This window comes from Flavobacterium fluviale (assembly GCF_003312915.1).
GTDB classification, from domain to species: Bacteria; Bacteroidota; Bacteroidia; order Flavobacteriales; family Flavobacteriaceae; genus Flavobacterium; species Flavobacterium fluviale.
Genome location: NZ_CP030261.1, coordinates 3,279,505 through 3,302,513, shown reverse-complemented (window position 1 = coordinate 3,302,513; position 23,009 = coordinate 3,279,505). Strand labels below are relative to the sequence as shown.

The 23,009-nt window shown below is 45.1% G+C and carries 22 protein-coding genes; 15 read left to right on the top strand and 7 right to left on the bottom strand.

Annotated elements, in window-relative coordinates; genetic code table 11:
- Positions 1–7 precede the first annotated feature (7 nt).
- From HYN86_RS14425 to HYN86_RS14415, 3 genes are all read left to right on the top strand, one after another.
- Positions 8–997: a competence protein CoiA family protein gene (locus HYN86_RS14425; protein ID WP_113678671.1), complete on the top strand. Its 990-nt coding sequence runs from the start codon at positions 8–10 to the stop codon at positions 995–997.
- 157 nt (positions 998–1,154) lie between these two features.
- The gene (gene mobC, locus HYN86_RS14420) at positions 1,155–3,140 is read left to right on the top strand and encodes a conjugal transfer protein MobC (RefSeq protein WP_113678670.1); all 1,986 of its coding nucleotides are present in this window, start codon (positions 1,155–1,157) and stop codon (positions 3,138–3,140) included.
- Between the two features lie 176 nt (positions 3,141–3,316).
- Complete coding sequence (locus HYN86_RS14415) at positions 3,317–3,547, top strand: DUF6965 family protein (protein WP_113678669.1); 231 nt, start codon at positions 3,317–3,319, stop codon at positions 3,545–3,547.
- 39 nt (positions 3,548–3,586) lie between these two features.
- On the opposite strand, the gene HYN86_RS21000 is transcribed toward HYN86_RS14415, so the two are convergent.
- Together HYN86_RS21000 and HYN86_RS14410 are read right to left on the bottom strand one after the other, a co-directional pair.
- Positions 3,587–3,727, bottom strand: coding sequence for a hypothetical protein (locus HYN86_RS21000; protein ID WP_162789385.1), 141 nt, complete (start codon positions 3,725–3,727; stop codon positions 3,587–3,589).
- A gap of 298 nt (positions 3,728–4,025) precedes the next feature.
- A complete protein-coding gene (locus tag HYN86_RS14410; RefSeq protein WP_113678668.1) occupies positions 4,026–4,475 on the bottom strand; it encodes a response regulator in 450 nt (149 codons plus the stop codon).
- Between the two features lie 430 nt (positions 4,476–4,905).
- On the opposite strand from HYN86_RS14410, the gene dinB reads away from it, so the two are divergent.
- From dinB to HYN86_RS14380, 6 genes are all read left to right on the top strand, one after another.
- The gene (gene dinB, locus HYN86_RS14405) at positions 4,906–6,087 is read left to right on the top strand and encodes a DNA polymerase IV (protein ID WP_113678667.1); all 1,182 of its coding nucleotides are present in this window, start codon (positions 4,906–4,908) and stop codon (positions 6,085–6,087) included.
- A 3-nt stretch (positions 6,088–6,090) separates the two neighbouring features.
- Positions 6,091–9,147: a DNA polymerase III subunit alpha gene (locus tag HYN86_RS14400; RefSeq protein ID WP_113678666.1), complete on the top strand. Its 3,057-nt coding sequence runs from the start codon at positions 6,091–6,093 to the stop codon at positions 9,145–9,147.
- 55 nt (positions 9,148–9,202) lie between these two features.
- The gene (locus HYN86_RS14395) at positions 9,203–9,817 is read left to right on the top strand and encodes an alpha-ketoglutarate-dependent dioxygenase AlkB family protein (protein WP_113678665.1); all 615 of its coding nucleotides are present in this window, start codon (positions 9,203–9,205) and stop codon (positions 9,815–9,817) included.
- Between the two features lie 192 nt (positions 9,818–10,009).
- Complete coding sequence (locus tag HYN86_RS14390; RefSeq protein ID WP_113678664.1) at positions 10,010–10,315, top strand: DUF3606 domain-containing protein; 306 nt, start codon at positions 10,010–10,012, stop codon at positions 10,313–10,315.
- 152 nt (positions 10,316–10,467) lie between these two features.
- The gene (locus HYN86_RS14385) at positions 10,468–10,719 is read left to right on the top strand and encodes a hypothetical protein (protein WP_113678663.1); all 252 of its coding nucleotides are present in this window, start codon (positions 10,468–10,470) and stop codon (positions 10,717–10,719) included.
- Positions 10,720–11,200: 481 nt separating this feature from the next.
- Entirely contained in the window at positions 11,201–13,429 is a 2,229-nt protein-coding gene (locus tag HYN86_RS14380; RefSeq protein WP_113678662.1) for an ATP-dependent helicase, read from the top strand.
- Between the two features lie 378 nt (positions 13,430–13,807).
- Here HYN86_RS14380 and xseB read toward each other — a convergent pair whose 3' ends face one another.
- Positions 13,808–14,032 carry an exodeoxyribonuclease VII small subunit gene (xseB, locus tag HYN86_RS14375; protein WP_230406371.1) on the bottom strand — a complete coding sequence of 75 codons (225 nt, stop codon included), beginning with the start codon at positions 14,030–14,032 and terminating at the stop codon, positions 13,808–13,810.
- Positions 13,992–15,428, bottom strand: coding sequence for an exodeoxyribonuclease VII large subunit (gene xseA / locus HYN86_RS14370; RefSeq protein ID WP_113678661.1), 1,437 nt, complete (start codon positions 15,426–15,428; stop codon positions 13,992–13,994). The genes xseB and xseA overlap by 41 nt, the downstream gene beginning before the upstream one ends.
- 389 nt (positions 15,429–15,817) lie before the next feature.
- Here xseA and HYN86_RS14360 point away from each other — a divergent pair, with 389 nt between their 5' ends.
- A complete protein-coding gene (locus HYN86_RS14360) occupies positions 15,818–16,033 on the top strand; it encodes a hypothetical protein (RefSeq protein WP_162789384.1) in 216 nt (71 codons plus the stop codon).
- Positions 16,034–16,328: 295 nt separating this feature from the next.
- On the opposite strand, the gene HYN86_RS14355 is transcribed toward HYN86_RS14360, so the two are convergent.
- Positions 16,329–16,940 carry a YciE/YciF ferroxidase family protein gene (locus tag HYN86_RS14355; protein WP_113678659.1) on the bottom strand — a complete coding sequence of 204 codons (612 nt, stop codon included), beginning with the start codon at positions 16,938–16,940 and terminating at the stop codon, positions 16,329–16,331.
- A 213-nt stretch (positions 16,941–17,153) separates the two neighbouring features.
- Between HYN86_RS14355 and HYN86_RS14350 the strand changes: the two genes are divergently transcribed.
- The 5 genes from HYN86_RS14350 (at position 17,154) to HYN86_RS14325 (ending at position 20,895) form a co-directional block, all read left to right on the top strand.
- A complete protein-coding gene (locus tag HYN86_RS14350) occupies positions 17,154–17,897 on the top strand; it encodes a transporter (RefSeq protein WP_113678658.1) in 744 nt (247 codons plus the stop codon).
- 486 nt (positions 17,898–18,383) lie between these two features.
- The gene (locus HYN86_RS14340) at positions 18,384–18,770 is read left to right on the top strand and encodes a single-stranded DNA-binding protein (RefSeq protein ID WP_113678656.1); all 387 of its coding nucleotides are present in this window, start codon (positions 18,384–18,386) and stop codon (positions 18,768–18,770) included.
- Positions 18,771–18,814: 44 nt separating this feature from the next.
- Positions 18,815–19,174, top strand: coding sequence for a DUF7222 domain-containing protein (locus tag HYN86_RS14335; protein WP_113678655.1), 360 nt, complete (start codon positions 18,815–18,817; stop codon positions 19,172–19,174).
- 27 nt (positions 19,175–19,201) lie between these two features.
- Positions 19,202–19,591 (top strand): PcfK-like family protein, encoded by a 390-nt coding sequence (locus HYN86_RS14330; protein ID WP_113678654.1) that lies wholly within the window; start codon positions 19,202–19,204, stop codon positions 19,589–19,591.
- Positions 19,588–20,895, top strand: a complete 1,308-nt coding sequence (locus tag HYN86_RS14325; protein ID WP_113678653.1) for a PcfJ domain-containing protein — start codon at positions 19,588–19,590, stop codon at positions 20,893–20,895. The genes HYN86_RS14330 and HYN86_RS14325 overlap by 4 nt, the downstream gene beginning before the upstream one ends.
- Positions 20,896–20,998: 103 nt before the next feature.
- Here the strand turns inward: HYN86_RS14325 and HYN86_RS14320 are convergent, their stop codons facing one another.
- Positions 20,999–21,244 carry a hypothetical protein gene (locus HYN86_RS14320; protein ID WP_113678652.1) on the bottom strand — a complete coding sequence of 82 codons (246 nt, stop codon included), beginning with the start codon at positions 21,242–21,244 and terminating at the stop codon, positions 20,999–21,001.
- A 274-nt stretch (positions 21,245–21,518) separates the two neighbouring features.
- The gene (locus HYN86_RS14315) at positions 21,519–23,009 is read right to left on the bottom strand and encodes a DUF1254 domain-containing protein (protein WP_113678651.1); all 1,491 of its coding nucleotides are present in this window, start codon (positions 23,007–23,009) and stop codon (positions 21,519–21,521) included.

The window sequence follows — 23,009 nt, the reverse complement described above, 5'->3', positions numbered from 1 at the left end:
ATTTACAATGGATGAGATTTTATATACAATTGCAAAAGACTCAGAAGGAAACTTTTTCACAGCATTATCCGCATCAAAGGGGAAAATATACTATTGTGTGAACTGCGATAATATTTTAATCCTCAAAAAAAGCGGCAGAGTTGGACCGCGCACAAAACGCCCCCATTTTGCGCATAAATCTCTAACTCGCAATTGCCAGCCCGAAACAGCCCTGCACTACGGATTTAAAACCTTAGCGGCAGAAAAATTAAACCAATTTTTGCAGGCTGGTGCCGAATTTAATTTTTATTGGACTTGTGAATATTGCTCAGAAGTGCATAAAGGAAATTACATTAAGAAACTAAAATCGGTAAGGATTGAATATGATTTAAAATATTGCAGGCCCGACATTGCCCTCTTGGATGAAAACGATGATATTTTTGCAGCTGTCGAGATTGTTGTATCGCATAAGCCAAATGATCAGGCATTAAACTATTATATCCAAAACAAAATAATTTTGATTCAAATCAATCTTACATCCGATGATGACATCTACAAGATTGAGCAAAAGCTGTCTGAACCCCATCTGGTAAAATTCTGTCTGAATCCAAAATGCAGCGTATGCGATAATTTTCAGCAGAAATATATTATGTCTATCATCAACGGAAAATGCTGGAAATGCTATAACCAAGTCAAAGTTGCCCTGATGAAGGATGGAGCGGATAAATTCCTATTTGGCCCGGAGAAATTCACCCCCAGGGAAATTGCATTCGCCAAAGAAAGGGGTGTAAACATAGATGAATATATCAGCGGTCTTACTGGTGAACAGTATAATGCTAATCTGTGCAGACAATGCCGGACATTTATTAGACGCTTTTCAAAACTGCGGAATTATTTCAATTATGCCTCCGAGGAGAATCTTCCCATACAAGATTTCCTGATTCGGTACAATTGCAGATGCTGCGCCGAAAAGAAAATATCCGAAGATGATGACTGGGCGCAGAACCTGAAATGGTAATGGCAATCACAGTCAAAGGCCAAGCAATTTCAGGATGCAGCGTTTTGTTCCGGCAGATTGATCGGATAGCGGTTCCTATTCAAAATTTAACGAGGTTAGGATTCCCTATTGCTCTTTTCTAATTTAGTTTTTCTAAATAATTCTAAAGTGGGAAAGCATGCAGACGGGAGAGAATGAACAGGCGCTGAGAAAGATTCTGGATATGACAAGACTTATGGCTATTGTGCTTTTAGGTCTGCACTTCTATTATTATGGATATGCCATTTTTAAAGAATGGAACCTTGCATTTACCTTCAGCGACAAACTGCTGGGAAATGTGTTTCATACTGGATTATTTGACAGCTTTCATACCTCAAAACTGCTTTCCCTTATTTTTCTCTTCATCTCGCTTTTAGGTGCAAAGGGCAGAAAAAATGAAAAGCTGACCTTTAGAGGCGCAGTTTACTATCTTGCTTTAGGCTTGCTGTTATACTTTAGCAGTTACTTCATATTAATTGCATTTACTGATTTTGTCTGGTATATCATTATCACTTCAGCAGGATTTCTCCTGATCTTATCAGGCGGCACGCTCCTATCACGTCTGATACAGAGAAAGCTCAATTCCAAAGATATTTTTAATAAGGAGAATGAGACTTTCCCGCAGGAAGAACGGCTGCTGGAAAATGAATACTCCATCAATCTTCCTGCCCAATATTATCTGAAGAACAAGCTTCGCAAAAGCTGGATTAATATAATAAACCCTTTTAGAAGCATACTGGTTGCGGGTACGCCCGGTTCTGGCAAATCCTACTTTGTAATCCGCCATATCATCACCCAGCATATCAGGAAAAAGTTCAGTATGTTCGTGTATGATTTTAAGTTTGATGACCTAACCATTATTGCATGGAATACCTGGAAGAAATTCAAACATCTTTATGATATTGAGCCAAAATTCTACATTATTAATTTTGATGATCTGAGCCGCTCGCACCGCTGCAATCCCCTTGATCCGAAATCTATGAACGATATCACCGATGCCGCCGAATCAGCACGTACCATTCTATTGGGGCTGAACAGGGAATGGATCAAAAAGCAGGGTGATTTTTTTGTGGAATCTCCCATTAATTTCCTTAGTGCTGTTATCTGGTACCTGCGAAGATATAATGATGGTGAATTCTGTACACTCCCGCATGTAATTGAACTCATGCAGGCGGATTATGACAGCCTTTTTACCCTGCTGCGTACTGAAAAGGAAATTGAAGTGCTCATCAATCCATTTGTCAGCGCCTATCTCAATGATGTGATGGAGCAGCTTGAAGGACAAATAGCTTCTGCAAAGATTTCAATGGCAAGGCTCTCCTCCGCCCAGTTGTATTATGTGCTATCTGGAAATGATTTCACATTGGATATCAATAATCCTTTGGAACCCAAAATAGTATGCATGGGAAACAATCCACAGAAAGTACAGACCTATGGAGCAGTTCTTTCTTTGTTTGTCAGCAGGCTTATCAAACAGGTTAACCAGAAAGGAAAATTGAAAAGCAGTTTGGTTTTCGACGAATTCCCGACTATTTACCTCAATAATATGGACAGTCTTATTGCCACCGCCAGGAGCAATAAAGTAAGCACTTGCCTGGGCATTCAGGACTTCAGCCAGCTGCGTAAGGATTACGGGCGAGAGCAGGCAGATGTAATACTGAACATTACAGGAAATATCATAAGCGGACAGGTCACTGGTGATACTGCAAAACAGCTGTCGGAGCGATTTGGCAAAATAATGCAGGATCGTGAAAGCCTTTCCATCAACAGCTCTGATACTTCCATCAGCAGGTCCAAACAGCTGGAATCCGCAGTTCCCGCTTCTACCATTTCCACATTAAGCTCTGGAGAATTTGTGGGCATTGTTGCAGATGATCCGGACTGCAGGATAGATCTCAAAGCGTTTCATTGCGATATCATAAATGACCATGAAGCGCTTAAAAAAGAACAGGATTCTTTTGAAGATATCACTCCTGTAAGAACCATCAACAGGACAATGGTAGAGCGTAATTACCTTCAGGTAAAACAGGACATCTCAGAACTTATAGATTCAGAACTTCAGCGTATGTTTCATAATCCCTCTCTAGTCCACCTGATAATAAAAAAACAAAAAACTCAGACATGATTTACTCCATTTTAAATTATCTTGCGTGGAATTTCAAAAAGTTCATTTATCTCAATGGCGGCAATTCTGTGGCGCTCAGTCTGCTGTAGAAAATCGTCGCTGAAACTTTAAAGATATTACAGTCATAATAGGGTCTACATCTTGACAGACTTCTGCTTTTTGGCTAATTTTGCGTCATGAATCCCGAAGAAATTAAACGATATTTTGACAATACGCCGCCTCCTTTACAGGTGGATTGGAAGCCTTGGGCAAAGATTACCGATTCCCAGCTATTTTTGAAAAGCTGCTATACAGGGATCAGGACTTTTAACGGCCCTTTGGAAATGTGCCCCGCCTGGTGGCATCTTAAAGATTTTTATCTCCTTATCAAGCGCACTGCTCCGGAAGAACAGAAGACGGAAGTATAAAGTTTGTTTTTTTAGTTTTGTGAGCGTCAGTTAAATGCTTTAGACGATTTGTGTAATCAGCAGGACTGCTATAAAAGAAAGTATTGAAAAAACCATTGCATTGATGATCATGCTTTTTCTTTTTACTGAATCCTGCGCTTTCTCTATTTCACTTGTTCTTTTCTTTTCGTGCGTTTTCATAATATGATATTTTAAATTATTTGAATAAGCGCAAAATTATTACGCAAGGCAGAGAAGCATTTACAGGTTTGCCTTTCCATTTATCATAATTCGAATTTCATTTAAGGAGAGCTTATGATTTTCTGATCGCAGAATTTAATGAGAAGTTTGAATTCTCTATTTTCTTTGTTTCGGTTGGTTGAATCAAAAAAGAGTACGGAATAGGTTAAAAACTTCTGATGCATTGGATTCTCAGATTGATCTTTGATTTTCCGAATGATAAAGTTTTTGTTTTCTAAGTATAATGCGGATTTACTGCTTAGGCAAGCAGGAATCTGTTGCTGCTTTTTTGGATGCTGCTCCAGTCAATTTCAAATACTTTTTGGAGCAGGTCCTTCAGCCCCTGAAAACTACTGGGTTTCACAGCGTACAAATCAGCGCCGAGTTTATAGCAGAGTTCTATATTGTCAGCATTCTTGCTGGTGGAGAGCATAATGATCTTCACTTCTTTCAGGGCATCTTCCCTGCTGCGGATTTCCGCAAGACAGTCAAATCCGTTTTTGATGGGCATATTGATATCCAGAAAAATCATATCAGGCAGGCGGTCTCTATCCTTATCAAGTGTATGGAGCAGTTCCTGCCCGTCACTCGCGGCCTTTACGGCAGCCGGCAGATTCAAATCCTCGACAGCATCTAAAAACAGCATTCTGTCGTCTTCATCGTCATCAGCTATCAATATGACTTTATGGGGATCATGGAGTTTGGACATGGTCTATATTTTTTTGCAGTACAGAAGACAAGAATCTAAGAATCTGCAAAAGTCTATACAAAAATATAAGTCTTTGTAAATCAATAAACGATTGAATTATATCCGTGGAGCGGTTGACAGCTTGTAAATGTACGAATTTTATTCAAACAAAACACGATTGCATGCCTAATTACTGAGCTTTTTAACGATTTGCCGATTCCATTGAATAAGAATCAAAACTAGCACGCAATAATCTTCAAATAAGCACAAGCTATTCTTTGATTATCCCCTACTCTGAAAATTCTGAATAAAGCGGTTTAGGCATCAAAAAGCTGTTTTTTGTATGCCCTGAAAAATAAGGGTTTTTGAATTTTGTTATTATTTAGAACATATAATTTATAAAAATTGTTATTACCTGTGCTAATTTTGATGAGTATAAAATGATCAGATTATGAACCGGGCAATTGTACACATCGACATGAATACCTTTTTCGTCTCGTGCGAAAGGCTTACCAATTCTGAGCTTAACGGCATTCCGCTGATTATCGGCGGAGGCGAAAGGGGCGTTGTGGCATCCTGCTCCTATGAGGCGCGCCGTTTCGGGGTGCGCTCGGCCATGCCCATCCAGATGGCGCTCCGACTGTGCCCGCAGGCAAAAGTCATGAAAGGCGATATGGAACTCTATTCAAGGCTTTCCCATGACGTTACCGAAATTATTCAGGAAAAAGCCCCGGTGGTGGAAAAAGCCTCCATTGATGAGTTCTATCTGGACATTACCGGAATGGACAAATTCTACGGAAGCTACAAATGGACCGATGAGCTGGCCCGCCGCATCACAAAGGAAACGGGACTGCCCCTCACCTTTGCCCTTTCGATCAATAAAACGGTATCCAAGATCGGAACCGGTGAAGGAAAACAGAAGCAGAACCTGGAGATCCCCGAGCATCTGGTGCAGTCTTTTTTGAACCCGCTCTCGGTTCGTAAAATACCGATGGTCGGCGACAAGACTTTCCAGCTGTTATCCCGCATCGGGATACGCACCATCAAAACCCTTTCTGAAATGCCGGCCGAAGCCCTGCAGCGCATGATCGGACAGAACGGGATCGAACTCTGGAAAAAAGCCAACGGCATCGACAGCAGTCCCGTGGAGCCCTACACGGAAAGAAAGTCGATCTCCACCGAACATACTTTCTCCCAGGACACCATTGATATAGACAAACTGGGAAGGGTTATCCTTGGGATGGTCGAGAAGCTTTCCTATCAGCTGCGCTCTGAGCAGTGGCTGACCTCGACCGTAACGGTCAAGATCAGGTATGCCAATTTTGATACCGAAACCAAGCAGTGCAGGGTCCAGTATACCTCTGCCGACCACATATTGACACAAACCGCAATGGATCTTTTTGACAAGCTCTACCAGCGCCGCATGAGGCTGCGCCTTATCGGGGTGCGTTTCAGCGGACTGGTGCGCGGAACCTACCAGATCGACCTGTTCAATGATACCGAAGAAATGCTGGCGCTCTATCAGGCTATGGACCGGATGAAAAACCGCTACGGCTTTGATGCGGTGATGCGGTGCGCCGGGGCTTCCTTTAAGCCCAATAACAAAGACGAAATCTTAAAACGCAAAAAATAAATCATGTATCTCAACTGCCATTCCTTCCACTCCCTGCGTTATGGCACCATACCGCTTGAGGACCTGATATCCAAGGCATCTGCTTTGGGAGTCAAGGCTATGGCACTCACTGATATCAATACAGTGACAGGGATCTATGATTTCATAAAGGGATGCCAGGCTGCGGGCATCAAGCCTGTTGTAGGGATGGAATTCCGCTCGGATCATAAGCTGCGCTTTATCGGACTGGCGAAAAATGCGGCAGGACTTGCCGAGATGAACCGTTTTCTGACCCGCCATAATTTTGAGAATGCCCCGCTTCCTTTGTCTGCTCCCGAATTTGAGAATGTTTTTGTAATCTATCCTTTGGAGAATGTGCCCGCAGTTCTAAAAGAACATGAATTCATCGGCCTGCGCCCCGAACAGCGACAGGCGCTGGTGCTTGGCGGCTGGAAGACCAGAATAGACAAGATGGTGGTGCTCCAGCCTGTGACATTCCGCACCAAAACGGAATACAAACTGCATAAGATACTGCGGGCTGTCGACCTGAACGTAATCCTTTCACGCCTTTCTGCATCAGATCACTGCAGGCAGACAGAGGTTATGGTGGATATCGAGAGGATCCTAAAATGTTATGAAGACTATCCTCAGATCATTTCCAATACGGAAATGATTATTGGGCAGTGCAATTTTGAGTTTGATTTCAAAACGCCGAAAAACAAGAAATACTATACCAACAATAAAAAGGACGACTTGCAGCTTCTCACGACCCTTGCCCAGCAGGGGCTGGAATGGCGCTATGGAAAAAACAACGCAGAAGCAAAATCAAGGATGTTCCGGGAGCTCAAGGTAATTGACCAGCTGGAATTCAGCGGCTATTTCCTCATCACATGGGATATCATACGTTTCAGCAATTCCCAGGGGTTTCTGCATATAGGACGCGGAAGCGGCGCCAACAGCATTATCGCCTACTGCCTTGGCATCACCGATATCTGTCCCTTGGAGCTGGATCTGTATTTTGAACGCTTCCTGAATCTGAACCGCAAAAGCCCTCCCGATTTTGACATCGACTGGAGCTGGAAGGAACGCGACGTGATTCTGGAATATATCTTTTCCCGCTATGGCTGCGAGCATGTGGCTTTCTGCGGCACCAATGTGGAATTCAAATACCGCTCCATATTCCGTGAGGTGGGCAAGGTTTTCGGGCTTCCAAAGGAAGAGCTCGATGCGCTGGCCAAAAACCCGATGACACTGCATCCTGCAAATGAAGTGGTCCGTGAAGTGCAGCAGTACGGCATGATGCTCGAGAAATACCCGAATCAGAGAAGCATGCATTCCTGCGGCATCCTGATTTCCGAGGAGCCCATCACCAACTATTCCGTGCTGGAGATGCCTCCAAAAGGTTTTCCCATAGTGCTTTTTGATATGCATACGGCGGAAGATATCGGGCTTGAAAAGTTTGATATCCTGAGCCAGCGCGGAATCGGACATATCGACGACAGCGTAAGGCTGATTGAGAAAAACCAGGGAATACGGCTCAATATCCGTGACACCACGATTTCGAAGGACGAGAAAAGCTGCAACAGCTATCTGTCAATGGGCAGGACCATAGGCTGTTTTTATATCGAAAGCCCAGCCATGCGCGGGCTGCTGCGACGCCTGAAATGCGACAACTACAAAACCCTTGTGGCCGCCTCCTCCATCATACGGCCCGGAGTGGCGCAGTCGGGAATGATGAAGGAATACATCTTCAGGCACAATCATCCCGACAGGTTTGAATATTTCCATCCGGTATTCGAAGAGCAGCTCGGGGAAACCTACGGCATTATGGTATATCAGGAAGATGTCATCAAAATTGCCCTGCATTACGGCGGGCTTCCGGCCGCCGACGGGGACATCCTGCGCCGTGCCATGTCGGGAAAAGGGCGTTCCAAAGCGGCACTGCAGAAGGTTAAGGACAACTTCTTTGCGTCCTGTGCGGCCCAGGGGCATCCCATGGCGCTGAGCCAGGAAATATACCGCCAGATCGAGTCCTTTGCCGGCTATTCCTTCTGCAAGGCGCACTCTGCCTCCTATGCCGTGGAAAGCTATCAGAGCCTGTACCTGAAAGTGCATTATCCCATCGAATTTATGGTGGCGGTGATCAACAATCAGGGCGGTTTCTACCGCACCGAAGTGTATGTGCATGAGGCCAGAATGTCAGGTGCCGTGATCCACAATCCCTGCGTGAACAGAAGCGAATTTGAAACCACGCTGTACGGGTCTGATGTATATCTGGGGTTCATGCACCTGCAGAGCCTTGAATCCAAAACAGCCCTCCTGATCCAGCAGGAAAGGGAAAGAAACGGGCTTTACAGGTCACTGGAGGATTTCATCAACCGCATCCCCATCGGCATTGAGGCCATACAGATCCTGATTTTCATCGGAGCATTCCGATTCACGGGAAAAACAAAAAACCAGCTGCTGGTCATTGCCCGTCTGATCCTGGTGAACTTCAAGCCCGAGAACCGCACCCCTATGCTGCTTCAGGAGCCTGTAAAGGAATTTGTATTGCCCGAGCTGGAACGCTCCGCTTTTGAAGATGCCTTTGATGAGATCGAGCTGCTGGGCTTTCCTGTCTCCTGCTCCCCTTTTGACCTGCTTCAGACCTCTTTCAGGGGCAATGTGATGGCAAATGACCTATTGGACCATCATAAAAAACAGGTGCGCATGCTGGCCTATCTGATCTCGCGCAAGCATGTGCCCACAAAGATGGGCGCCATGTATTTCGGGACCTGGATAGATGCTGAAGGGCAGCTTTTTGATACGGCTCATTTTACCGACAGCCTGGCTTCGTACCCTTTTCAGGGAGGCGGATGCTACCTGCTGCTGGGCAGTGTTGAGGTGGATTACCATTTTCCGACCATAACGGTCACAAAGATGGCCAAGATGCCCTTTATACCGGACCCGCGCTACGAGCATGAGAACGACTGGAAATACAGGACGCAGCAGAAAATACGCGAAGATGTGAGCATGACCCACCGTGCGCCGTATCCGCAGGAACATGAAATCAATATTCCAAGGCTCAAAATGGGCAATTAACAGGCTTCTTCCAGCTTTACGGCGGCCTTAGTATGAACTAAAAAAAATAAAGAAGATGATGCTTTTTGATGATACCGAAATTTTTTCATCGGGCAATGGCGGCAGAAGAATATTTGACGTCCCCGATGCCGACCTGCTGCTGATTGATAATTTTTTCAGCAAGGCCGAATCCGATCATTATTACAATGTTTTGTATCATGGCACCCAGTGGAGGGAATATGAAATGCCGATGTATGACAAGGTGGTCACGGCTCCGCGCATGATCTCATGGTACGGGGACACTAACAGGCCTGAGCGCAGATCGAATCCCGACTGGCCCCTTGAGCTGCTCCAGATCAGGGAGCGTGTGGAAATGGAAACCCGCATAAACTTTAACGCCGTGCTGCTGAACCTCTACAGGGACGGCACTGACGGCGTGGGATGGCACAGCGACAAGACTTCATCGAGCAACAAGGACATGAACATCGCTTCTGTGACTTTCGGGGAGACGCGCCTGTTCCGCCTGCGCCATAAAACGCTCAAACATATTGCGCCGATAGAAATCCCGCTGCACCACGGGACCTTTCTGCTCATGGCAGGCCATACCAATACCTATTGGGAGCATCAGGTGCCCAAGACCGCCCGCCCTGTCCTGCCAAGGATCAACCTTACCTTCCGTCAGGTCAGGTAAGTCTAACGTTTTTTTATTATTTTATGTATCAGCGATCTTATTTTTCCATTTTTACAGCCATTGATCCATTGGTTTATATAACGATTATAATTCATTGAAAACCATAGCAATCCTATAATAATCCTGTTTTATAATATAACAGCATTGGGGCTGCCCACAGTAACTTTGGATAAACCATTAAAATTAAGAATCATGGAAAATATAAACAGAACAGGACAAGAGGATAATGCCCATATTGATATCTCCGATCAAAACGAAATACAGCAATGGGCAGAAAAACTCAATGTGCCTGAAGAGATCTTAAAAGATGCCGTAAGGGCTGCCGGCACAACGGTAGAGGAAGTTGTGGAACATATCAGCGAGAATCCCCCTTCAAGGGAAAGCGCATCGGAATCGGTACGTATGAAAGACGGCCCGTGGCATGATGATGCCCATTATAATCCCGAAGGGAAAAGCATTGAAGAGGCAACTGACCCTTCAAAATTATCAAAGCTTTAAATTTTAAAAGCAGTATTCAATGATTTATAGTTTCATTTTTTCTTTAATTATCGACATTAAAGCTTTAAACGAATAATTATATATTAAAACATTACAAGTCAAACCATTGAATACTTTATAAATTTTTATATAACACAAAAAAAAAGAAGATTATGTCTAGAGAAAATCAGGATGGCTACGATCAGGATGAACGTACCTATCACGCAGCAGATGATTCCATAAATTCAGAACTTTTGGAGAAAAAAGATCCGGCCATCAACCAGCACGAAAATGATACCGCCGGAATTCACAGCGATGCCTCAGAACACGCCAATCCACGTCCGGATGAGCGTGATCCAGATGCTGACAGAAGAACCCTTGACGAAGAAAAAGCCGTTGAGGATGACGATGACGAGGATAATTGATTCCTTGAGTTTTGACTGCTGTTTAGGCTAAAGGGGCTTTTACGCCCTGTGACTGATATAAAACTGTTTTTTGAACAGGAATGAGACTTATCATAAATAATCAGCGCAAATCGCATGGAAATGGCTTAAGAAAACAGGATCATACCGATTGGAAATCTTAAGCGTGAAATAAGATCTTGAAGAGAATTTAGTGGCCTTATCGGCTGCAGGTTCCCTTCAGGATTTTTATTTTGCCTCACCTTTTTCTATTCCGCTTTCTGTATTCTGCTGTGTATTATATAATAAACAGACAGTTTAGATAAAACAGCATAAAACCCTTTATATAAATATTTTACATTAGAGTATAAGTCGGTTTTATGCAAAAACATAATTCTATTTAAGCCTTCGGTACGGCTTGGAAATAATTGCCTAAATTTGCATAACAGGTATTGGTCTGCCTGTTTTAAAATCAACAAGACCAAAAAAATTATTGCTGCAGAAAATGAACGACCCGATTCTAAAAAACCTTAATCCCAGCCAGCTTCAGGCCGTGAAGACCACAGAAGGATACGTGCGTGTTATTGCGGGTGCGGGATCAGGAAAAACAAAAGCCCTTACCTCCCGCTTCGCCTATATTGTGGACAGGCTTGGGATAAACTCATCCAACATACTCTGCGTTACCTTTACCAACAAGGCCGCCCAGGAAATGAAAAGACGTGTCAAGGCACTCATAGGCGATACCTATGACCTGGCTTTCATCACCACCTATCATGGCTTCTGCGTAAGGTTCCTGCGCGAGGAGATCAACAAAATACATTATCCGAAGAACTTTATCATACTGGACGCCGAAGACCAGAAAAGCATACTGCGCGATATTTTCAGCGAGCTTCAGATCAATTCCAAACACCTGACCTTCAAACAGGTGCTTCGTTTTATATCCAAGCAGAAAAGCACTTCAAATTATCTGGGCTACATCCTTGAAAACAAAGGCTTTGAACCCGATGAAAGCGATTCGCTCTCCAGCCGCATCTTCCAGATTTATCTGGACAAGATCAAACGCAATTATGCCCTGGATTTTGACGACCTGATCCATTTCACGGCTTTTATTCTGGACAGCAATCCCGATGTGCTTTTGAATTGGCAGGAAAACCTGCATTACATTCAGGTGGATGAGGCGCAGGACAGCTCAGAGAACCAGTTCCATCTGGTGGAAATGCTCTCGCGTCTGCACCAGAACCTTTTCCTTGTCGGGGATCCCGACCAGACCATCTACGAGTGGCGCGGTGCCAAACCCGAATATCTGGTAGAATTTGACACCATGTTCCCCGACATCCGGACCATCATCATGAACCGCAATTACCGCTCCACGCCCAATATCCTGAAGATAGGAAACCACATCATCAAGAACAATACGGTAAGGGTGGACAAGGACATGGTTACCGACAAGCCTGAAGGCTTTGAAGTGGTGCATTTTCACGGAAAGAATGACTTTGAGGAAAGCCGGTGGATAGCCGCTGAAATCAAAGAGATACTGCAGGCCGAGCAGGCTTCGTACTCGGACATCACCATACTGTACCGCTCCAACCACCTTTCCAGAAACATTGAGCAGGCGCTGATCAAGGACAATATTCCCTACTCCATTTTTGGGGGCATCCGTTTCTTTGAAAGAAAAGAGATCAAGGACGTGCTCTCCCTTTTGAGGCTGATTGTTCAGGGGGACAATTTCTCTTTCCTGCGCATGCACAACCATCCTTCACGGGGTTTGGGTAAAAAATTCCTTGAAAGGCTCAGCCTTCTGGCAGGTGAACAGAACCTATCGCTCCTGCAGGCACTGCAAAACAATATCACAGACAAGGAACTGGCAAAAAAAGGCGCTGTTGAATTTCTGGAGCTGATTGAAGGGCTGTGTGAGACAGCCAAGACAAAATCCATATCGGACCTGGTCAAAATCATACTCGACAAAAGCGGGCTTTCCGAACTCTACCGCAAAGACGGCGACGAGGACAGGCTGGAGAACATAAAGGAGCTTGTAAATTCAATGCTGCTGCTCGAAAAGGAAAACAATGCTCCGGTGGACATTATCGAATACCTGCAGGAAGTATCGCTGTATACCGATCTGGATGCCGATACCGACAATCAGGACAAGGTCAAACTGATGACCATCCACATTTCCAAAGGACTTGAATTTCCATATGTATTCCTATGCGGCTTCACCGAAGGCGTGCTGCCAAGCGCACTGTCTGTCAAGGAAAGAAGAGCACGCGCCATTGAGGAAGAAAGAAGGCTCATGTATGTGGCTGTCACCCGCGCTGAAAAACGATTCTATATGACCGATTCGGAAGGCTTTAATTTTACCACTGGACTCAACAAATACCCTTCAAGGTTCCTTTTTGAAATCAAGGAGGAATTCTATGTCCGAAAAGGAGTGCTTTCCCAGCAGATCATAGAAAACAGCAAAAACAGTCTTGGCGCTGCAAGGCCTTTGGAAAACACCACCTTCAGTGAAGGCGATATGGTCCTACATCCGGTCTGGAACAAGGGAAGAATACAGACGGTGAATCTGGAGAAAAAGGAATATCTGGTGGATTTTTTCGATATTGGAAAAATAAAGCCCATCGATTTCGGCTTCAGGCATCTGACCACCTTTTCCGAGGACAGCGGTGATTCTGAAGGGTCGAAGGAACTTCTGGAACTTGCCGAGCATCTGAAAACAGCTCCTGACCCTTTTTAACCTGCAGTGGAAACGAAGGACAATCCGGAATTTTCACCTGATACTGTTTTTATTGCGGAGTCGGATGAAAATACTCAAAAAGACAAGAAGGATGCAAAAAAGTGGTGGAAGCTTTAAGAAACCTTAAGATTGGCTTTTATTTATTTTTAGCTTCTTTGTTTATCTTTTAGCTTCTCTGTTTATTTTTAGCTTTTTAGTTTATTTTTTTTGTTTGATCATTATCAATGCAAAAGCCCAGTGCTGTTATCAGCGACTGGGCTTTTGTACGTTTTTCGGCTTATATCGGTCCTGCAGTCTGGTATTCATGCAGGCGCTTGATCGGCTTATATCTATACTATAACGCCGAAAAATGCCTTTTTAGTATGCAGAGCGCCGTTTTTACTCCTTTGGGTTCTCCATCCCGCTGATGATCTTGGCCACTTCCGCCTCCGTGGATTTTAGTTTTGCCTGGCAGAACTCGATGAGCTCTGATGCCCTTTTCACTTTGGCCGCCAGCTCGTCCACAGAGATGCTCTCATCTTCCATTTCTTTTGCAATCAAAGCCAGTTCCTTGGCCGCAGCCTCATAAGTCAGTGTGTTTTCCATCATATTGTATTTTTTCATTGACCGTACTTTTCAGTATGGCATCCTTCACTAATATTTCTATTTCCTCTCCTTCTTGTATGTTCTCCGCCCCGTTCACAATTTTGCTGTTTTTCCGTATAACGGCATACCCCCTTTTCAGTACATTTTGCGGGGACAGCAGCTTTATGGTTTTCTGGTGGTCCTCCAATTGCAGTCTGCGGCTGCGCAGGTACTGGCTGGTAAAGATCTTCAGGCTGCCTTTTAAATATTCCAGGTCGCTTTTTTGCTGCTGGATGATGCTCTGCGGCCTCTGCAGTGTTTTCTGGGCACTCAGCAGCAGGTTTTGCTTTTCTTTTGCCAGCATGTTTCGGCTTGCCTGCGAAATATGCTGCTTTTGCAATAGCAGCTCTTCTTTCTGCCCGGCAATCAGTTCCCTTGCATTATGGCTGATTATGCTTTTAAGTCCGCTGAGCTCTTTGTAATATCCGAGGAAAAGCTGCTGCGATTTCATGGCTATGGTTCTTTGCAGGGAAAGGATATGCTGCTCAAAACTGCGGTTGTGCGCTATGATGAACTCCGCCGCCTTCGTAGGGGTTTTGGTATGGGTATGCGCCATCAGATCGGTGATGCTGACGTTTTTCTGGTGCCCAATCCCCGTGATTACGGGAATGGGGAACTTGGCGACCGCCCTTCCGATATTGTAGTTGTCAAAAATAAGGAAATCCGACTGCGATCCGCCTCCCCTTGCAATGACAACGGCATCGTAGGGAATTCCCGTGTTGTAGACCTCGATAAGCTTGTTTAGGAACAGTTTGGCGTTATTATCGCCCTGCACGACGGTATGATAGTCATCAATCTGGAATACATATCTAAAATCGTTATGCTGCATCGTATGGCGGAAATCCTCGTTTCCAGCCGAACTGCTTGAAGAAATTACCGCAACCCTCTGGATCACAGCAGGAAGTTTCAGACGGCTGTTCAGCGTGGAATACAATTCTCCCTCTTTGTATATGAAATCATTATCCCTTACAAGTCTTGCCAGCTTGGCATTGCGCTGCTGTTCCAGAATGCCGAGCATGAAATTGCTGTCGATATCCAGAAGGTTTACCGATAGTCCGTACAAGGGATGATAGTCCACACTCACCTGCACCAGCACATGCAGGTTGTTGGTAAAGCGCTGTCCGGTTGTGATTTCAAAATCAAGGATCTTAAGCGCTCCGGCTCCCCAGCTCTTGCCCAGTATCTTGGCTGTAATGGCACTGCTGCTGGTTGATTTCTCCACCAGCTCAAAGTAATGGATCTTTTTGTCGGCCTTGAATGAATGGTTGGTGATATCAGCCACTACCCAGTACGTCTGCCCCTTGAAGCGGGCATTGATCGTATCTTGGATCTGGTCGTTGAGCTGTGAGAGTCTGATATACTGTTCCGGTCCCATACTTTTTTTTGGGCTGTATGCTGTCTGTACTTATCTATTTACTTTCCGCTAAGATACTAATTATAGCATGGAATCTCAAAATCCCTCCGTAAAGCAGAATATCCTATTCCTTCGGGCATACGGCAAAAGGGACGACGCTTAATTTCGTTTAATTCTTTTATTCTTTTATTCTTTTATTCTTTTATTCTTTTATTCTTCAGTTTTTCTTTGGGTTATTTTTTCAGGTTATCTTTTGGATCGTTCTTTACTTCATATTTTACCATTTTGAGCGCATGAAAATTTAATAAGAATGGCGCTTCTTTGTGTAAAATAAACCAGGCACTCTGCCCGTAATTTTATCATTCTAATCAAAATGCGATAAAATCATGGAAAATAAAGACACCAACAGCGTGGATTATGGAAAATGCCCATACCATGCACAGCTGCAGGCCGAAAGACAAAGCAGCGATGCCGATGAAAATAACACTTCTCAAGAGCAGGATGCCAACACTGGGGATTGGGACGACCAGAGGGATGATGCAGGAACAGATCCTGACCGCTACGAAGGCGGCAACAATAATTCAGGCGGTGCAGGAAGCACCGGAAGCGCAGCCACAAACAGCTGATTGAAATTACAGATAGGCTGCAGACACATGAAAGTGCAGATGAGTAAAGTCAAGGGTTTTCAGTCTTTTTTGAACAGGGCTGGCAGAAGTTTAGTGCTGAATCTTGGCAAATCCTGGTTCAGATGCTGCAGTTACGCGGACAGGCACTTCAAAAAACCAAAGGACATGATAGCACAAAACAATAAAAACGTGGCATCCAGCGCACGGACATCACTTTGAAGGCTTTCCGCTTATCAGTAACATAAAAAAAACCTGTATCGTCTGAGATACAGGTTTTTCTTTTTTATGATGTGGATTACTCCTGATCTTCCGCTGCCGCATCAAAATTGATGGTGTTGTAGGCAGCTTCCGTAAGCAGGGTGTCCGCTTCTTTTTCCTCTGCTAGTGTTTTCTCCAAAAGCAGTACCGCATCGTCCTCTCCCAAAGTGGTCGCAAAAGCGGCAATCGTGCCGTAGGTTGCGATTTCATAATGCTCGATTTTCTGCGAGGCGGCAATGATCCCGGCATCCCTCACCGGCCCTTTTTCGGTTTCTTCCATAATGCTCTCCCCTTCCTTGATCAGCCCTTCCATGGCATCGCACTTTTTGGCGGCCGCCTTCTCCCCGACAAGCGAAAAGACCTTCTCCAGTCTGGCGGTCTGTTCCTGCGTTACGGCCAAATGGTCGTTGATCGCTTTGATAAGGTTCTCCGAAGTGGCATTCTTGGCCATTTTGGGAAGCGCTTTGGTAAGGGCTTTCTCTGCCCAGTAGATATCTTTAAGCGAATCGACAAACAGTTCTCTGAGTCCTTCGGCTGCCGATGCCTTTGCCTTAACGGCTCCGTTTTTCGCTGTTGCGGTTTTGGATGCAGTCTTGCTTGCCACTGTAGTTTTCTTGGCAGTGGTCGTTTTCTTATCAGCAGTTTTCATAATAATTGATTTTAAGTTATTTATCAAAGGTAGCAGTCAATCCGGCTGTAGCCTTACATAAAACGCTTTCAATCTTACAGCTTTATAGGCAGCTGTTTTTTAGCGGTCTGGACGTGCATGAAGATGTTGTAACAGCAGCCCTGTTTGGATGTAAATTTCTTTGTCGTGGCGGTCTTATTTTAGCGTCTCATTAAGCAATAACTGTCACAGCATATGAAACGATATTTCCTTTTAGCCATAGTGATATTTTTTGGTGTTTTTCCTGTCTGCCTGAAAGCGCAGCAGATCCAGACCGACCGTCCCAATGAGACCGAAAGCCCCGCTGTCGTGCCTGACAGGCACCTGCAGCTGGAAAGCGGTTTCCATTATGAAAAAGAGGATGGCATACAGACGGTCGAATCGCCGCAGGCTGTAATGCGTTATGGGCTTTTTCGCAATGCCGAACTGCGCTTTGAAACCGCCTTCCAGTTCACAAGGGAGGACGGACAGCCGCAGATGGGGATCCAGCCCTCGGCAGTAGGGATTAAATATCATGTCCTTGACCATAAAGGCGTCTTGCCGGACCTGGCGGTTCTCAGCCGTCTTTATATCCCGTGGATGGCCGATAAGGCTTTTAAGGAAGACCATTACAGTCCGGAGGTGCGTCTGCTGGTACAGCATGAAATCTCCTCCAAGGCGCATCTGGGCTATAACGCCGGGGTGCAGTGGGTATCCGAAAACCTGCAGCCTGAGTATATTTATACTTTATCGGCAGATCATGCCCTTACAAAAAGGATAAAACTCGTTGTGGAGGCCTATGGCACCGTCCTTTCCCATCATCATGCCCAGAATACGGCTGATGCGGCGCTGCTGTTTCTTTTAAGCCCCGATGTGCAGCTGGACATTACTGCAGGAACAGGCCTTATGCATGGCGGTTCGCAGAAATTTGCGGCGGCTGGTTTTTCCATTCGGATCTGACAATACCTGATTATAAGTCATTTCTTTTTATACCACTTCATTTTACTATTCGTATTTTTTTTTGCACTGATGCCCGAAATGCTCCGCGTTTCGGGCTTCTTTGTTTTGATCAGGATGGTGTTTTTTTTTAGGTCTTTGCCGGTTTTGGTCCTTTGCCTCCAGCAGGACTGTCTCGTACTTTAAGGGCCTCGATTACTATAGTTTCTCCTGCTCCTTCCTTTTATGGCTTCTTTTCAGCTGCTGCAGCGGTTTTTTTAAGTCTGTTTCCCAATTTCAAACGGGTTAAAAGGGCAGCCAAAGTAGTGCCCGCCCTCACCTGCATGCGCATAACGGCTCCCCGCCGCCCTTCGGGACTTATAGCACTCCGGCTCCTTGCGCCCACTGGTTCTTTGCTTTCTTTTTTCCCGTTTTTTCTTTTGAAAAATTGCATTTGCGGGTTACGGGGAAAGAAAAGGTTAAACCAGTATTCACTAAAAATTTTATGCCATGGAAATCACAGGACGAATTGTAAAAGATGCCTCAGTTTTTAAAGTAAAGGAAAACCGTGAGGTGGTAAACTTCTCCATAGCGGTCAACGACAGCTACAAGCCCAAAGGAAGCACAGAAACCAAAAAGATTGTAACCTATATCGACTGCTCGTATTGGCTCAGCGCAGGACTGGCGCAGTGGCTCCGTAAAGGAACGCTCGTACAGCTCTTCGGGCGCATTGGGCTGAATGTCTATATCGGAAATGACGCCCGTGCGCACGGCTCTCTGACCTTTCATACCTCGGATATTAAAATCCTTGTATTTGCGCAGGCGGAAAACCCAAAAGCCGTTCCTGCACCCAAACAGCAGAAGGAATCGGATGATCCCGACGACCTGCCTTTCTAAATCCTATCTCCCTTTAATTTTTATACACGCCTAAATGAAATAGTATGAAAGCCTTACAAAAATCTTCTTATTGCGGGTACCGTGTAAGCGGTGCCTTTAACCAAATCATTCTGCGAAGCATCACTTCCTATGACGGCAAGCGCAGAGAACAGCTGAAATCCTTTTTTCTTGACCTGCAGACGGGAGGGTGCATCAGCGGGATGATATCCGAATTTATCTATCACGATGACTGCAAGGAATTTTACATCGAACATATTGATGACCTTGAAAATATCCGTACCGAACTGGAGGAAGCCATCGGCGAGCCGATTGAGAACCGTTTTCAGACCCTGCACTACACTTTTGTGTGCTGGCTCTGCTTTGAGGAATACTGCTATGACCTCTATTCAAGGCTCTTTGAGTGAAAATTTTCAATCTTAAATCTCTTCATTATGAAAGCTTCTGAAAATTTTAGAAAAGCCATAGAGAATTATCTAAGCACTTTGGCGCAGGGCGATACAGCCTTTGCGCCACACTACGCCAAAGCTTCCAAGAATCTGGAGAGCTGTCTGAACTACATTTTCGGCGAGGTCAAAAAAACAGGTTTCTGCGCCTTTGACAATCAGGAAATCTTTGACATGGCAGTCACATACTACACCGATGATTCCATCGGCACGCCCGCACCTGTTGCGTGCAGGGCCGTGGTGCAGACCCCTGCACCCGCCGACCTGTTCTCACAGCCTGCAATTCCTGCCGTGCCCATGAGAACCGAACCTGTTCCAACAGTAAAAAAAGACGTAAAACCTGCGGTGCAGACCGCTCTCACCCTTTTTGACCTATGATACCCAAAACCATCATCGAAAAGCAATTAACTTCGTTCAGCGCCTCGCTTGCACCCATAAGACCCGAGGTTTTCAACTGGGCGGAGCGGAACATCTTTCTCAAATGGAGCGTGCTCTCACGCTCCAAATTTTACTGCTTGGAATGCGCCCACGTTTGGAAGCCGTCCTGCCCGAACACCTGCGACAAGTTTACCACTTGTCCTGCCTGCGCAGGAAAGCTCAAAATGCAGGCCTATAATCAGGTGCATTTCAAGGAAACCGAATACTTTGCCGTGGTGGATACCTATGCAGGGTTTCAGGTGGTGCGTTTGGTCAGTGCCCACAAGCACATGAAAAAGAATTTCATCCCGACTTATTTCCACAAAGAGGTCATGCAGCATTGGATAAGTCCCAAAGGCGAGGTGCGCACCCTTGCGCTCAGCACCAACGTATTTTCCTCTACCCTCGATGCATGGAAATTCTATTCCCCGCTCGAAATAAAGCCAAAGGATTTCATCCGCAATGCCAAATACTATATCAATCCCTACAGGGTCTATCCGCAGATGAAAACCCTTCCGATTCTCAAACGCAACGGCTTCAAAACTTCGGTCTACGATATCGCACCCCACCTATTGTTTTCATCGATGCTGTCCGACCCCATCGCCGAGACCCTTTTGAAATCCCGTCAGCTGAACCTTTTGCAGTATTATCTCTGCGCATCACGGCAGAACATCCGCCGAAACTGGCAGGCTGTCAAGACCGTCATCAGAAACAGCTACAAAATTGCCGATGTCCCCATATGGGAGGATTATTTGGAACTGCTCCGCTATTTCAAAAAAGACCTTTCCTGCGCCCTATACGTATGTCCTGTTAATTTGGGCGAAGCGCACGACCATTTCGTGAAAAAGAAAAGGGAACTGCTCAGAAAGAAAAAGCTCCAAGACCTGCGCCTTGAAATCGAAAAAGCGCAGAAAAGGTACGCAAGCGACAAAAAACGCTTTTTCGGGCTCATTTTTCAAAAGGATGAACTATGTATCTCCGTAATTGAAAACGTTCGGGATTTTATGCAGGAGGGCGACGATTTGGGGCATTGTGTCTTCACGAACGAATACTACGAGAAAAAAGATTCGCTTATCTTATCGGCTAAGGTTGCAGAGCAGTCCGTGGAAACCATAGAAATCTCTCTCAGCCGTATGGAAATCCTGCAGTGCAGGGGATTCAAGAACAAGCCGTCCAAACACCACAAACAGATCCTGAGCCTGCTTTCCCAAAACCTTTACAGGATTAAGGAGCGCCTGCAAAAGAAGAAGAAAATAGTCCCTTAAAGACCAAAGCCGATAAATATCGGCTTTTTTTATGCAGCAAAACAATGCTCAAAAGCCCGCCGGCCTGACTGCCGGCGGGCTCTGTATTGTCAAGATGCCATTATTATTTGATGCTGATGGTATCCACCAGGTTTTCCTGATCTATGAAAGCCGCAATATACTGCTGGACTTCATTTCGTTTATCGGTGGCCGTTTCAAAGGTATTGATATGGAACTCCTCGTCCTGGTCCAGGATATGGATGATCTCGGTATATCCTTTTGAAATCAGGCTTCCTTTGAGTCTGAGAATCGTATGCTGCTGGCGGGCATCCAAATCTTTTCTCACCTGTAGTTGTATCGCTTTTTCCATTGTGAAAGATCTGTTGGTTTTTATGTCATATTCTATTCAAATTTAGTGATTTTGATTGTACGCAGATCTGCTGATGCGTCAAAAAAATGGGAGTCCGTAAAGTGAAAACCTTGCAAGACCCATACAGCAGATTTTTCATCTGTTTTAAATTTGCGGCAAGTAGTTGGCGTATGCTGTTCTTAAAACAAAAACGTAGAAAAAAGAGCCAGGGCAAGTTTAATTCATAAATATAATATCAAACCCAAACTGCTTTTAAAGCTACAATCTCAAAGCATCATTCAACTTTTATTACTGCCGGCGGAGTCCATTTTCCATTTACTACTTCCTCTTTTGGCCAGTAAGTGCGAAGATAAAGCGAAAAATCCCCCTTTTCAACGGCCGGAAGCCAATTGTTTTGGGTTTTCGCATCAGTCGGAACTAATTGAATATAAATGGTCAGCGAACCGTCCGGATTATATGCCATTGTCTTGTTCTTTGTCCCCAATGAATATCTGTTGAGCTTGTTGATTTCAAAAAAGTGATGCTCGTTATATAACGTAAGCGACCAAAATCCATTAACAGGAGGCAGCTGTCCTTTGGCAAAAGTAATTTTATATTTGTTCGAGCTGTTCAATCGGCCTCCTTCTGAATCCAGATCCTGATAAAAGTAGCGTGTTTCATTAGGGGCATTGACCAGGATATTGGATTTGGCTACCGCAGTGCGCGTAAAATAATCTGTGCCCCAAGATGCGCCGTTCGTTACCCCTGACCAGTGAAAAGGCAATTGGATCCCCCAGCTGCGGAATTCCATTAAAGGTTTTATTACCTGACGCTCTGTCTCAACGGCTGCGTCGATCATCGCCTGTTTCAGTTTTGGGTCTTTCTTGGCGGCTTCCACTACAGCAAGTATCTGCTTGTATTTCGCCTCTTCGCCCGGCAGTGGCTTTGCATCTGCCAGCACAACAGGCAGCTCGTCAAAGAATGTCTGCGGGTTCACCCATACCGCTTCTTCTTTTCCTCCTTCGCCTCCGGGAAGTTTTTTGATATTGGCCCAATCGATGGTTTTCATTTTGCCGTCATAATCAGACAAGGGGTACATAACCACTGATTTGAGTACCTCCTGAATTGCTTTTCGGTCTTCTTTTGTGTCATCCAGAAAAACACGGGGCCCCACAAGTCCAGTATTGGTTGACGAGCGGAAAACTTTTATTATTCCCTTAGGCACCTCTCCTTTCCAGTCCGGTCCGGCCAATAAATAAAATCCCGGCTTATTGTCGTACATCTTTCCCAATTTTGCGAAACTTTCGGTGCGCAGATCAACTATCTGGTAGACCCAGAAACGTTTGCCAAAATCAGGCACTTGCACCACAACGGGCGATTGGTCCAAAGCAAGGCATCCAATACCGTAAACCACATCCTGGTTCGGGCAGGCTATGGCACGTTCCGTAGGTATCACATAATCGGTAAGCATGGTAAACTGATTCAGCGGAGCCATAAGCAGAGGTCCGGACAGGGCCAGCTCTTTTACATCCTTGAAAGCCATTCGGCGGTTGTACATATTTACTAACGGCCATGCCCAAAAATAGGCCTCTTTAGCCGCCAGAGAGGCATACTCTTGAGTAATTTTTACATTGGTGTCGGGACCCGTTGGCAGCTCGCGTGCTGCCTGGGCTGGCGCTAGGCTGTCAATCCCTTTAGAATTTGATGCTTCCGCATCACTGTTTTTATTTTGGCTGCATGCCGTCAAGGCTGCAATCAAAATCACGCAGATGAGTTTCTTTTCCAT